At 33.1% G+C, this 13,116-nt stretch carries 15 protein-coding genes; 8 read left to right on the forward strand and 7 right to left on the reverse strand.

Going from position 1 to position 13,116, the window contains the following annotated elements; translation table 11 throughout:
- Positions 1 to 6: 6 nt before the first annotated feature.
- From ACNC7R_RS19530 to ACNC7R_RS19550, 5 genes are all read right to left on the reverse strand, one after another.
- On the reverse strand, positions 7 to 537 hold the full coding sequence (locus tag ACNC7R_RS19530) for an inorganic diphosphatase (protein WP_417942699.1): 531 nt from the start codon (positions 535 to 537) through the stop codon (positions 7 to 9).
- A gap of 210 nt (positions 538 to 747) precedes the next feature.
- On the reverse strand, positions 748 to 975 hold the full coding sequence (locus ACNC7R_RS19535; protein WP_417942700.1) for a hypothetical protein: 228 nt from the start codon (positions 973 to 975) through the stop codon (positions 748 to 750).
- Between the two features lie 54 nt (positions 976 to 1,029).
- The gene (locus ACNC7R_RS19540; RefSeq protein WP_417942701.1) at positions 1,030 to 1,179 is read right to left on the reverse strand and encodes a hypothetical protein; all 150 of its coding nucleotides are present in this window, start codon (positions 1,177 to 1,179) and stop codon (positions 1,030 to 1,032) included.
- 256 nt (positions 1,180 to 1,435) lie between these two features.
- The gene (locus ACNC7R_RS19545; protein ID WP_417942702.1) at positions 1,436 to 3,937 is read right to left on the reverse strand and encodes a DUF5686 family protein; all 2,502 of its coding nucleotides are present in this window, start codon (positions 3,935 to 3,937) and stop codon (positions 1,436 to 1,438) included.
- A gap of 69 nt (positions 3,938 to 4,006) precedes the next feature.
- A complete protein-coding gene (locus ACNC7R_RS19550) occupies positions 4,007 to 4,984 on the reverse strand; it encodes a pyruvate dehydrogenase complex E1 component subunit beta (protein ID WP_417942703.1) in 978 nt (325 codons plus the stop codon).
- A 482-nt stretch (positions 4,985 to 5,466) separates the two neighbouring features.
- On the opposite strand from ACNC7R_RS19550, the gene ACNC7R_RS19555 reads away from it, so the two are divergent.
- From ACNC7R_RS19555 to ACNC7R_RS19570, 4 genes are all read left to right on the forward strand, one after another.
- Positions 5,467 to 6,213, forward strand: coding sequence for an electron transfer flavoprotein subunit beta/FixA family protein (locus ACNC7R_RS19555; RefSeq protein WP_417942704.1), 747 nt, complete (start codon positions 5,467 to 5,469; stop codon positions 6,211 to 6,213).
- A 66-nt stretch (positions 6,214 to 6,279) separates the two neighbouring features.
- Positions 6,280 to 7,248, forward strand: coding sequence for an electron transfer flavoprotein subunit alpha/FixB family protein (locus ACNC7R_RS19560; protein WP_417942705.1), 969 nt, complete (start codon positions 6,280 to 6,282; stop codon positions 7,246 to 7,248).
- 163 nt (positions 7,249 to 7,411) lie between these two features.
- Entirely contained in the window at positions 7,412 to 8,035 is a 624-nt protein-coding gene (locus ACNC7R_RS19565) for a bifunctional nuclease domain-containing protein (RefSeq protein ID WP_417942706.1), read from the forward strand.
- 55 nt (positions 8,036 to 8,090) lie between these two features.
- Positions 8,091 to 8,942: a thymidylate synthase gene (locus ACNC7R_RS19570; RefSeq protein ID WP_417942707.1), complete on the forward strand. Its 852-nt coding sequence runs from the start codon at positions 8,091 to 8,093 to the stop codon at positions 8,940 to 8,942.
- 34 nt (positions 8,943 to 8,976) lie between these two features.
- Here ACNC7R_RS19570 and ACNC7R_RS19575 read toward each other — a convergent pair whose 3' ends face one another.
- The gene (locus tag ACNC7R_RS19575) at positions 8,977 to 9,273 is read right to left on the reverse strand and encodes an isoamylase early set domain-containing protein (RefSeq protein ID WP_417942708.1); all 297 of its coding nucleotides are present in this window, start codon (positions 9,271 to 9,273) and stop codon (positions 8,977 to 8,979) included.
- 240 nt (positions 9,274 to 9,513) lie between these two features.
- Here ACNC7R_RS19575 and ACNC7R_RS19580 point away from each other — a divergent pair, with 240 nt between their 5' ends.
- The 4 genes from ACNC7R_RS19580 to ACNC7R_RS19595 all read left to right on the forward strand — a co-directional run bounded on the left by ACNC7R_RS19580 (position 9,514) and on the right by ACNC7R_RS19595 (position 12,344).
- The gene (locus ACNC7R_RS19580) at positions 9,514 to 9,852 is read left to right on the forward strand and encodes a 2TM domain-containing protein (protein ID WP_417942709.1); all 339 of its coding nucleotides are present in this window, start codon (positions 9,514 to 9,516) and stop codon (positions 9,850 to 9,852) included.
- A 19-nt stretch (positions 9,853 to 9,871) separates the two neighbouring features.
- A complete protein-coding gene (locus ACNC7R_RS19585; protein ID WP_417942710.1) occupies positions 9,872 to 10,354 on the forward strand; it encodes a dihydrofolate reductase in 483 nt (160 codons plus the stop codon).
- A 549-nt stretch (positions 10,355 to 10,903) separates the two neighbouring features.
- Positions 10,904 to 11,635 (forward strand): bifunctional demethylmenaquinone methyltransferase/2-methoxy-6-polyprenyl-1,4-benzoquinol methylase UbiE, encoded by a 732-nt coding sequence (gene ubiE / locus ACNC7R_RS19590; RefSeq protein WP_417942711.1) that lies wholly within the window; start codon positions 10,904 to 10,906, stop codon positions 11,633 to 11,635.
- A 1-nt stretch (position 11,636) separates the two neighbouring features.
- Positions 11,637 to 12,344 carry a porin family protein gene (locus ACNC7R_RS19595; RefSeq protein WP_417942712.1) on the forward strand — a complete coding sequence of 236 codons (708 nt, stop codon included), beginning with the start codon at positions 11,637 to 11,639 and terminating at the stop codon, positions 12,342 to 12,344.
- Positions 12,345 to 12,353: 9 nt separating this feature from the next.
- On the opposite strand, the gene ACNC7R_RS19600 is transcribed toward ACNC7R_RS19595, so the two are convergent.
- Complete coding sequence (locus ACNC7R_RS19600) at positions 12,354 to 13,082, reverse strand: TrmH family RNA methyltransferase (RefSeq protein ID WP_417942713.1); 729 nt, start codon at positions 13,080 to 13,082, stop codon at positions 12,354 to 12,356.
- Positions 13,083 to 13,116: the final 34 nt, after the last annotated feature.

Raw genomic sequence — 13,116 nt, forward strand, 5'->3', positions numbered from 1 at the left:
CTTAAATTATTTAATACTAAATAATCCTTCTGGTTTGTTTTCAATTTGATTAAAACGGTCAGTACATTCTTTAATAATTGCGAATGCCTCATTTACATCTCCCCATCCTTCTACATCTACTTTTTTGTTTTCAAGATCTTTGTAAACCTGGAAGAAATGCTCTATTTCTTTCAATAAGTGTGCATTGATATCGGAAAGGTCGTTTAATGAATTCCAGATCGGATCAGAAACGGGTACACAAATAATTTTTTCATCCGGTCCTTTGTCATCTGCCATGTGAAAAACCCCAATAGGTTTTACTTCAATAACACATCCAGGGAAAGTTGGTTCGTTAATCAAAACCAATACGTCAAGAGGGTCACCGTCAAGCGCTAAAGTTTCCGGAATAAATCCGTAATCTGCCGGGTACATCATTGAAGAGAATAACATTCTGTCGAAACGCATTCTTTTGATTTCAAAATCGTACTCGTATTTATTTCTGCTTCCTCTTGGTATTTCGATCAAAACGTCGAAAGTTGTTAGTTTGTCTGCGGTCATTTTCTTTTTTTATTATATCTATAATTCTTCCCGATACTATTTGATTTTGGTTTTCAGGAACCCACTTTATTTCATCGGAATACTTTTTTTAATTTTGTGGGTTTCGGTTGCAAAAGTAACCTAAAGAATCCTTTTTTACAATGAAAAAAATGCATTAATCTACATGGTTTATTCATTAATTAATATACTTTTCATTTATATAACAGTTAGTTAATAGGTAATCTTGCGATTTCGCTTATTTAAGTAATAATGCTGAAGCAAATAGGCCGCATAAGACCGATTCGGACTGCACTGTTGACTATGGATTTCCATTTCCTCTTTGCCCTGAATATTAAATAATTCTTTGGTTAAAACTGCTTCTGCAAGAATCTTGATATATTTTGTTTTTTGATGGATTACTCCTGAATTTTTAAACTCTTCATCTGATAAACCTAACATTGTTTAGGGACTGCAGCTTGTGTAGGATGTAATTTTTAAAAATGTGTATTTCGCCTAATCTATAGATACCTGTTGTTCAAGAATTAACAAAACTAAAGTTTCAAAACCCTGAGGAAGTTTTGGAACTATTGGCAATCCATATTTCTCGACAATCTCCTGAAATATTGATTTTTTGGTTAATAGAAAATCGATTGCTCCTTGCATAACGTGAGTTTTTTAGCCCCGACCAGTGAAAATCCTTTGGTGCTGGAGTTTGGCACTAAAGATTACTTCACTTAGATCTTATTTTAAACGGAGTTCAGTGAACTTCGTTTGAAACAAATAGCGGGAACATCTCTTAAATTAAATAAATAATCTCGCAAAGGCGCAGATACGTAAAGAATTTAAAAAACTTAACGACTTAGCGTCTTTGCGAGATTATTAAAAGGTTTCAGCTTTGCTCAAGCTGACAATATAATTTTTAGAAATAGAATCCGAAAGATCCTTTTACTGCAAATTTAGCAGCATCCGGCATATTTAAATAATTTCCTCGCCATGAAAAATCAATTCTGAAAACTTTAAAGATATTTCCAATTCCGGCATTGTATTCCCAATATATATTCTCTGGAGCATTATAGGGAAGTCCTGAAGCATTTATCGCTCTGTTTTCATCAGAAATCGTTCCGTGAACGGCTCTCACACCTACAAACTCTCTCCAGTTCAGTTTTCTCATAAATGGAATACGGGCAAATAATCTACCTCCAAAATCATGATTCCATTGTAATGTAGTGTATTGATCGGTAACAAATTCGTAGAAATTCAGGTTACTAAAAGTATTTTCAATCGTAAAATACGTCTGGTTACCTGGAATTACACTCATTAATCCTAACGGAATTGTACCAAAAGTCTTTCCGGTTTCAAGGGTAATATTTGTTCTTCCTAATGGCCCTATTATAATGGGCTGTCTGTAAAATAACTGTACTTTTTCATAAGCGAAATCGCTGTTTAAAACACCTTTAATACCATAAGTGAAATTAACAAAAAAGTGGCTAAACGGACTGTCAACAAGATCCCGCTCTACCCCATAACCAATAGTTTTACGGTTTGGCATAAACTCAAACTGAATATTAGCCTCGGTTTGTGTTACTTTACTTTCAACCAAACCGGCTGGATTTGTAACTGATGGCAGCGTTTTGTAATAATCTAAACTAAAAGTTTGAGATGCCGATTCTAACGTGCGATATGAAAATCCTGCAGAAACTATGAAATTCTTCTTGGCTTCCATTTCAACAGAAACATTACTCAAATTAATATTGGTCAATTTTCCGTTACTCCCAGTTGTAAACAAAGCCGAAGAAGCAAAACTTCGTCCTAACACATCATTCGTTGTCGTTAGACTAGCACCTATCTGCTCAATATCACGTCTGTTTCCTCCAGAAATAATCAAACGGTTTTTCTTGTCCAGCATCCATTTTCCTGAAACTCCGTATTTAAATTTATTGTCATCAAATCCGTATGCAGTATAAGCCTGAATACGCCAAGGATCGTTTGGACCAAAATACGTTCTTCCTCCAACTCTCAATCGCAAACCTTCGACCTCATTATAACCAAAAGTTGAATAAATGGGTCCGTAATCAAAGTTTTTAAATTCTACATAACCGCTTCCTAAAATAGAAACGAGATTGTACAACTGCTTAAATCGCTTGACCGTCTGCAGTGTATCGAGCATTTTATAAATACCTTGTTCGTCTTTGTTTAATTTTTCAAAACGATTTTCTTCCCAAAACTCATCCGGTCGTTGATAAACAGCGTTATCTATAAAATTAACTTCTTCTTTATAAAATTTCTCCGGTTTCTGAAGGTTGAATTTATGATTACGATACAAAGTAGTTCGTTTTCCATATACCCCTTTTGATTTTTCTTTTTTATTTAAAGCAAAATCAGACATCATATAGTCACGGGTCAAAAGAAAAACCGAATCGTTTTCAACTTCAAATTCCTGTTCTATATAAATATCTTTTACCCAGTTAATATTGGCACTTTTAGTAACACCCATATTAATTTTCTTGATAGCAAAAGTCGAATCGTTGACCCAGAAATCTCCTTTAAAAGTTAATTCATTTTTACGTCTTGGATAAAACACAATATTATAACACCATTTTTTGTCAATATAAGCACTGTCTTTCAACACATAGTTGTAAACGTCAATTCCGGTTCTTGAAAGTGGACTTGTAAAACTTTTATCGAAAAATTTAAGGTGATTATCGTAAATGTTGTAATCTGAATAAAGATCTTTTACGAAAGATAGAATCTGCTGATTTCCGTTAAAACCAGACATTTTATTTCCGGTTAAGTTTTCTTTTACCTTCTTTAATTTATTGTCTCCGTAAACATCATAAACCGATTCGTTGATGAAAATTGGCAAATAGGTTTTCCCCGTAACATCAGAAGTATCTACATGATCGAAAACAAACTCCATACCTTTGAAAAGTTTACTTTTCATAAAAGCACTGTCAATCGTATTCATATCGAACTCGACTTTTTCGTACTTCTGCATTTGATACTGATTGAATTGGTAAAGGCCGTTTTTACGTTTTCGTTCCCAGATCTTTCTCAAAATATCAAGTGCCGGATTGTTCTTTTTTGAGGTTTTACCTGTAAAAATAACAACTTCATTAAGTGCTTCAGGTTCACTTAAAACAATTTTAAAATTATAGTTTACTGCTTTTTCCAAAGGCACTTCCTTATCTGAAAATCCTGCTGAAGTGACTAACAAAGCGGTATAAGTATTTGGTGATTCTAAATAAAAACGACCGTCTTCATTAGAAACAATCCCTGTATTTGAACCCTTGAAAACTACATTAGCAAAGGGAACAGGCTGATTGGATTTGTCCAAAACAATTCCACTCACTTTAGTTTGAGCAAAAACATGGCTTGCTAAAGCAAATACAAAAAACAGACTGAGTAAAATTATTCTTTTCATATTCCGGAAAAAAAAAACTTCATCAATTAACTAACGAATGATGAAGTTTTTATGAGTATGTATGTATTATTATTTGTACATTACTTTTTTTACTGCTTTCACTACATCACCAGCATTTGGCAACCATTCTTTCAGTAAAACAGGTGAATAAGGTGCAGGAGCATCAGCAGTTGTAATACGCTGAATTGGCGCATCAAGGAAATCGAAAGCCTGCTCTTGTACAATATAAGTTATTTCAGATGAAATACTAGCAAATGGCCAAGCCTCTTCTAAAATTACCAAACGGTTTGTTTTTTTAACTGATTTTAAGATTGCTTCATTATCCATCGGACGAACCGTTCTTAAATCAATAATCTCACAAGAGATTCCTTCTTTAGCTAATTCATCAGCAGCGATAAAAGCCTCTTTAATAATTTTTCCGAAAGAAACAATGGTTACATCAGTACCTTCACGCTTCACATCAGCAACTCCAATTGGAATTACATATTCTCCGTCCGGCACTTCTCCTTTATCACCATACATTTGCTCTGATTCCATAAAGATTACAGGATCATTATCACGAATAGCAGATTTTAAAAGTCCTTTAGCATCATAAGGTGTTGAAGGAACAATAACTTTAAGTCCCGGAGTGTTAGCAAACCAGTTTTCTAAAGCCTGAGAGTGAGTTGCTCCTAATTGACCTGCAGAAGCAGTTGGTCCGCGGAAAACGATAGGCACATTAAATTGTCCACCTGTCATCTGACGCATTTTAGCAGCGTTATTTATAATCTGATCAATACCAACTAAACAGAAGTTGAAAGTCATATATTCTACAATTGGTCGGTTACCGTTCATTGCTGAACCTACTGCAATTCCTGTAAACCCAAGCTCAGCAATTGGAGTATCGATTACTCTTTTTTCGCCAAACTCAGCAAGCATTCCTTTTGAAGCTTTGTATGCTCCGTTGTATTCTGCAACCTCTTCGCCCATTAAATATATGGATTCATCGCGACGCATTTCTTCGCTCATCGCTTCGCAAATGGCCTCTCTAAATTGTATTGTTCTCATAGTTGTATGTTATATTCTTTTTTCTGATGAGCAAAAATAAATATTTTAAATAACTTAAAAGCATAAATTGAATTTAAAATAACAGTAACTTCTCTTTCTTCTTTCACTTTTAACTTTTTAAAATTTATTGTGATATTTACAAAATAGATATAGAGTCACTTTTCTTCATTAAAAAATATTTCATAAAACTCTATTTTATCTGATTTATTCTAAAACATTCAAAAATCTCTTTTAATGTTATTTCCAAAAAGAACATTAATTAGCTATCATTAAGTATTTTATATAGACTAAAAAAAAATAAAGTTGTACAAGAACCTATATTATCAAGGAAGTTTGATTTTATTTTTTCGGGGAAGTATCCCAAAAATCAGCAATTTCCGAAATCGTAATAGTTTTTAAAAATATTATGCATGCATAGTATAATTATTCCAAATTAAATTCTAAATTTGTAAAAGCATATTATAAATTCAAAATATATACTTATGAAAATATTGGTTTGCATCAGCCATGTGCCTGATACTACTTCAAAAATTAACTTCTCCAATGGTGATTCAGAATTTGATACCAATGGTGTGCAATATGTAATTAATCCTAACGATGAATTTGGTTTAACCCGAGCTATATGGTTTCAGGAACAGCAAGGGGCAAATGTAACGGTAGTAAACGTTGGAGGACCTGACACTGAGCCGACATTGCGAAAAGCTTTGGCAATTGGTGCAAACGAGGCAATTCGTGTAAATGCAAACCCAACAGACGGTTTTTTTGTTGCTAAACAATTAGCTGAAGTAATTAAAAATGGCGGCTACGACTTAATAATAGCAGGAAAAGAATCATTGGATTATAATGGCGGAATGGTTCCTGGAATGATTGCCGGCATCTTAGGGTATAACTTTTTAAACTCTTGTACATCCTTAACTGTTGAAGGAAATAATGTAAAAGCAGTCCGCGAAATCGACGGCGGAAAAGAGACTGTAAGCACCACTTTACCATTAATCATTGGTGGACAAAAAGGTCTTGTTGAAGAAAAAGATTTACGCATTCCAAACATGAGAGGAATCATGACGGCAAGAACAAAAGCACTTGCCATTCTTGACCCTGTTGATGCTCCTGTTAATACAAAAGCGGTGAAATTTGAAAAACCAGCTCCTAAATCTGCAGTAAAATTAGTTTCAGCAGATAATTTAGATGAGTTAATCAATTTATTACACAACGAAGCGAAGGTAATCTAATATCCAGTAATCAGATTTTAGTATTCAGTTTTCAACCTGAAACTTTAAACTTTAAACAAAAACATTATGTCAATATTAATATATGCAGAATCTGCAGAAGGAAAATTTAAAAAAGTCGCTTTCGAATTAGCCTCTTACGCTAAAAAAGTGGCAGAATCATTAGGAACTACCGTTACAGCTTTGACTGTAAACATAAGCGATATCAGCGAATTAGCAAAATACGGAGTTGACAAGGTTTTAAAAGTAAACAATGATAAATTAGCTGGTTTTAATGCAAAAGCTTACGCTGATGTTATTAAACAAGCAGCTGAAAAAGAAGGATCAAAATTAGTTTTGCTTTCTTCAACTACAGACAGTATTTACCTTTCGCCATTGGTAGCTGTGGCTTTAGAAGCTGGATTTGCTTCAAATGTAGTGGGATTACCAGTTAGCACTTCGCCATTTCAGGTAAAAAGAAATGCTTTTTCAAATAAAGCTTTCAATATTACTGAAATCAGTACTGATATAAAAGTTCTGGGTCTTGCTAAAAACTCTTATGGCATTTTTGAAAAAGCAGGAGCTATAGCTGAAGAAGATTTTAATCCATCTATTGGAGATAATGATTTTGGTGTGAAAGTAGATGCTGTAGAAAAAGTAAGCGGAAAAGTGTCAATAGCTGATGCTGATATCGTAGTTTCCGGAGGACGCGGATTAAAAGGCCCTGAAAACTGGGGACTAATCGAAGATTTAGCTACTGTATTGGGAGCTGCAACGGCATGTTCAAAACCAGTTTCAGACTTAGGATGGAGACCTCACAGTGAACATGTTGGACAAACAGGTAAACCAGTTGCAACCAATTTATATATTGCTGTAGGTATCTCAGGAGCTATCCAGCATATTGCCGGCATCAACTCATCAAAAGTAAAAGTAGTCATTAATAGCGATCCTGAAGCCCCATTTTTTAAAGTAGCAGATTATGGTGTCGTAGGAGATGCTTTTGAAATTGTACCACAATTAATTGAGAAACTAAAAGCTTTCCATGCACAACATTCTTAATTTAAAAATTCTCTATAAAAATATAGCTGCCTAAAAATAAGATAATCGTATCTTTGTTTAGGTGGCTTTTTTGTTCCATATTTTTTGATTAAAATTGCACCTTTATTTTAAAGTCAAAAAAAGTATTAAATAGAGGCGCTAAGTGCCTTTTTTACAAACATATATGAGTCTAGTAAAATTATCAATAAAGGGAATATCCTACAGTCAAACTCAAAATGGCGCTTATGCTTTAATTTTGAACGAAGTTGATGGCGAAAGAAAATTACCAATTGTTATTGGTGCTTTTGAAGCCCAATCGATTGCTATTGCCTTAGAAAAAGAGATTAAACCTCCCCGCCCATTAACGCATGATTTATTTAAAAATTTTGCCGAGAGATTTGATATAGTGGTAAAACAGGTCATTATCCATAAACTTGTTGACGGTGTCTTTTATTCAAGCTTAATTTGCGAAAGAGACAAAATCGAAGAAATTATTGATGCCAGAACATCTGATGCTATTGCATTGGCGTTAAGATTCAGTGCTCCAATATTTACTTATAAAAACATCTTAGACAAAGCTGGAATTTACCTTAAATCCAGTACTGCAGAAACTGACCCCGGATCACAGGAAATTGATGACGTACTTTCTAATCCTGAAACGTTTGGTCATGAAGAAGAAACCAACCAGTCCGGTGATGTTTATGCCAAACACAGCTTACAAGAGTTGAATGAATTATTGGATCAGGCAGTATCTCAGGAAGATTATGAAAAAGCCGCTAAAATTAGAGACGAAATCTCCAGAAGATAAAATTTCATAGATTTTTGACTTTAGATTTCAGAATTAATTATTTAGATTTTACAAAATGAAACAATACTTAGATTTAGTAAAACACGTTTTAGAAAACGGTAATCAAAAAGGAGACCGAACCGGAACAGGTACTAAAAGTGTTTTTGGATACCAGATGCGTTTTGATTTAAGCGAAGGTTTTCCAATGGTTACAACCAAAAAGTTACATTTAAAATCTATAATTTACGAACTGCTTTGGTTTTTGAAGGGCGATACCAACATTCAATATCTTCAGAAAAACGGAGTCAAAATATGGGACGAATGGGCTGATTCTAATGGCGATCTGGGACCTGTTTACGGTCACCAATGGCGTAATTGGAATAGCGAAGAAATCGATCAGATTTCTGAATTAATTACCGAGTTAAAAACAAATCCAAACAGTCGCAGAATGCTGGTCTCTGCCTGGAATCCTTCAGTTTTACCGGACACAAAAAAATCTTTTGAAGAAAATGTAGCCAATAATAAAGCCGCTTTACCTCCCTGCCATGCTTTTTTTCAATTTTATGTTTCAAATCCGGATACAGAAAAAGGAGAAACAAAAGGAAAACTTTCGTGTCAGTTATACCAGCGAAGTGCGGATATATTCTTAGGAGTCCCTTTCAATATTGCTTCTTATGCATTATTGACTATGATGATTGCTCAAGTTTGTGATTTAGAATGTGGCGAATTCATTCACACATTTGGTGATGCACATATCTATAACAATCATTTTGAACAATTGGAACTGCAATTATCACGTGACCCTAAACCACTTCCAAAAATGATTTTAAATCCAGAGATCAAAAATATTTTTGATTTTGATTATAATGATTTTACTCTTGTTGACTATGATCCACACCCTGCTATAAAAGGTAGTGTTGCTGTATAAAAACAAAAATCCGCTCTTTAATTAAAGCGGATTTTTATACTATTAAAATGCTATTTTCACTTCCTGCAAAATCATTCCATCTGTAAGAATCTGCTTCCGGATCATTGATATACAACCCGTCAACTACATACTTAAACTCATAAACGGCATCTTTTACCAAGTCATAAGTCGCCTTAAAAGTCCCGTTTTTCAGCTTGCTTAATGTTCCCTCTTCTATGTTCCAGTTATTAAAATCTCCAACTACAGCGACAGAGTTAGCATCTTTCGCCTCAATTGCAAATGTTACTTTACAAACTGGTTTCGTTTTTATAAATTGCTTTTTTAAAGACATAACTGTTTCATTTTTAGTTTTATACCATCAAAGTTCGCAAATTCATCTGATTAATCAATACATACCTGTATGATTTATGATTATAGCAATTAGGGAAATATTTTTTACACTATCACCAATTTTAAGCCTTTTAATTTATAAATTCTAACTTTAAGCTCGTTTTTGGAGTAAATATTATTTACCCAAAATAGCAATTTTTGAAAATAAATTATAACTTTATGATCTTATTTTGAATAAATTATGGAAAAAGAAGTACATGAACAATATGAGTACGCCCGCAAAAGAATCAGACAAAAAAAAGCATTATATTTTCATTTTGTTCTTTTTTTGTTAGGAAGTTTATTTTTATTTGTTGCTAATCGTTTTTTTGGTTTTAGTATTGGAACAGAACAAAATTGGTGTACATGGATCATTACTTTATGGTTTTTTATCTTTATTTTGCACTTCATAAAAATCTATATTACGGATCGATTTATGAACAAAAAATGGGAAAGAGAGCAAATTGACCGATTGGTTGCACTTCAACAAAAGAGAATTAATCAATTAGAGTCTTCTATCAATGATAATACTGAAAATTAAATTTAGTCTTTAACACACTATGCTAATAATGATAGCGGCTGTTGCCGAAAACAATGCTTTGGGAAAGAAAAATAAATTAGTCTGGCATCTCCCAAATGACTTTAAAAGATTTAAATCTCTTACTACAAATCACTATATTATAATGGGAAGAAAAACTTTCGAAAGCTTTCCAAAACCACTTCCTAACAGAACGCACATTGTAATATCCCGACAAGAAAATTATAACCCAGGAGGCTGCATAGTGGTTGACAGCATTGAAAAAGCGATTGCGATGTGTCCGGAAAACGAAGATTCATACATCATAGGAGGAGGCGAAATTTACACTTTAGGATTGCAATATGCTGATATAATTGAAATAACGCGTGTTCACCACACTTTTGAAGCTGATGCGTTTTTTCCTAAAATCAACGAACAGGAATGGCAACTTGTTGAATCTGAAGCTAACTTTAAAGATGAGACTCATCTATATGATTATACGTACGAAACATACATCAAAAAATAAAAAACATCCTCAATTGCTTGAGGATGTTTTTATTTAATTCGAATGATAAGAGCAATGACCTACTCCAGAAACAAGATTTGATAACATAAAATAAAAATTACAAATATTAAAAATACTCCCGAGAGGAATATAATAACATTTGATATTTTTTGAGAGTACATCTCAAAAAAACCCTTAATACCAAATACCACGAAGGCACTAAAGGCAAAGAAAATTAAAATTTCCAAAAACAAATTTAATCCTAAGAACGTATTTTGCACTTTAAATATAATACCATTCTCAAAAACAGTATTTTCAAAACAGTTTACAAGAACAAACGAGATGCTAAGCGCAAGGAGCACCCATTTGATTTGGGTCATTGTATCTCTATTTATCATTGAAAAAATATTAACATTTTTACAGGTGCTAAATTCATCAATAAATACTTTACCCACAATACCCACTTTTAGTGATTTTACAAAATGCAATTAACCTCTAAAAACATTTAACCTAATTAAGAAACACAATTGCAGTTAAATACTTTATGTTATATTTGCGTAAACAAAAAAAATGTCTGAAAAAATAACTCCGTACAAAAACTCAACATTAGGCAAAAAAGAACAGGTTGCACAAATGTTTGACACTATATCAGGAAACTACGATAATTTAAATCGTGTAATTTCATTTGGAATAGATGTAAAATGGCGTAAAAAAGTATTAAAAATAGTTTCTGATTCAAAGCCAAAAGTTATACTTGATATTGCTACAGGAACCGGGGACCTGGCAATTTTAATGGCAAAAAGTAATGCCGAAAAAATTATTGGTTTAGATATTTCTGCGGGAATGCTGGAAGTTGGAAGAAAAAAAGTAGAAGAAAAAAATCTTTCAAACAGAATTGAATTAATATTAGGTGATTCTGAAAACATGCCCTTTGAGGACAATTATTTTGACGCTATTACAGTGAGTTTTGGAGTGCGAAACTTTGAAAATTTAGAAAAAGGATTTGCTGAAATTTTAAGGGTTTTAAAACCAAATGGTGTATTTGTCATTCTAGAAACTTCAGTTCCTGACAAAACGCCTTACAGACAAGGGTATCGTTTTTATACTAAAAACATACTTCCAGTTATAGGCAAATTATTTTCTAAAGACAATTCAGCGTATGGTTATTTATCAGAATCTGCTGCTGCTTTTCCTTATGGAGAAACACTGAACAATATTTTAAGAAAAATTGGGTTTATAGATGTTGTAGCTATGCCTCAGACTTTTGGAGTTGCAACCATATATTCTGCTTCAAAAAAATAGTATGAAAAAAACAGTAGTCTTAATTTTATTAGTATTATCGACACACGGATATTCACAATTTGCTAAAAGCATTTTTAGCAAGGACCCTATTATTAACCTCGAAAACTGGCAAAAACAACGTCTTTATTTTGGGTATTATTTAGGTTTTAACAGCTTCGATTTTAAATTTGATTACAAAGAGGTTGCAAAGGATATCCAGGTAAAAAAAACGACAGGGTTTAATGTTGGGGTTGTCGCAGATTTAAGACTACAGGAATATATAAATTTACGTTTCGAACCGGGTTTATACTATACAAAACGTGATTTGTATTATCCTGAAATGGATTCAGAAAACGATTATTTAAGAGAAGTAAACAGTACTTACATTCATTTTCCGTTACTTTTAAAATTTTCTGCTTTACGTACAGGAAACATCCGTCCTTATTTAACTGGAGGATTATCTACAACGCTAAATTTATCAAGCAATTCCAAATCTAAGGACGACAACTTTGAGGGTACATTTAGAACTAAATCATGGAGTTCTGCTTATGAAATTGGTTTTGGCATTGACATATTCTCTGAATATTTTATTTTTTCTCCCTCTATCAGAGGTATGTTTGGCATAACAGATGAATTAGTTCGCGATAATCCAGGGCAGCCAAGTCCATGGACAGACAACATAGATTCGATGAAATCAAGAGCAATTTTAATAAATTTTACTTTTCATTAAAACAAAAGCCTAACTATTTCGTTTAAACTCACTAAGAACAATAGCGGTGGCGGTTGCTACATTTAAACTTTCGGTTTTCTGTAGTGTACCAAATCTGGGAATTGTGAGTCGGCTTGTTACTGTTTTTTCAATTTCTGCCGAAATACCATTGGCTTCATTACCCATAATAATGATTCCGTTTTGAGGCAGTACTGACTGATAAATATTTTCGCCATTCATAAAAGTTCCAAATACGGGTAATTTTGCGTTTGTTATAAAAGATTTCAAATCGACATAATTTACATTTACTCTGGCAATAGATCCCATTGTGGCCTGCACTACCTTTGGGTTGAAGATATCCACAGTTTCTTTTGAGCAAATAATTTGTTGAATTCCAAACCAATCGCAAAGCCTTAAAATGGTTCCTAAATTTCCCGGATCCCGGATATCATCCAGAGCTATAATTAAGTCTGAATCGATTATTTTTTTTTCGGCAGGGATTTTGAACACAGCCAGACATGTATTAGGAGTTGATAAAGCACTTATTTTTTTAAGTTCCTGTTCTGTAACAGTAATACGTTTTGACGATCTAACCGTTTCAAAATCATTTTGTGTTGTGAATAAATACTCTAATTCAAAATTGGACTGTACTAATTCCTGAATTACCTTTATTCCTTCAGCAAAAAATAATTGATTAGCAAAACGTTGCTTTTTTTGATGTAAACCTGTTATAAGTTTTATTTGGTTTTTACTAATCATAAAATATAATGTACTTTTGAATTAAATATTTAAA

The sequence above is a fragment of the Flavobacterium adiutor genome, from assembly GCF_048282555.1.
GTDB lineage: Bacteria > Bacteroidota > Bacteroidia > Flavobacteriales > Flavobacteriaceae > Flavobacterium.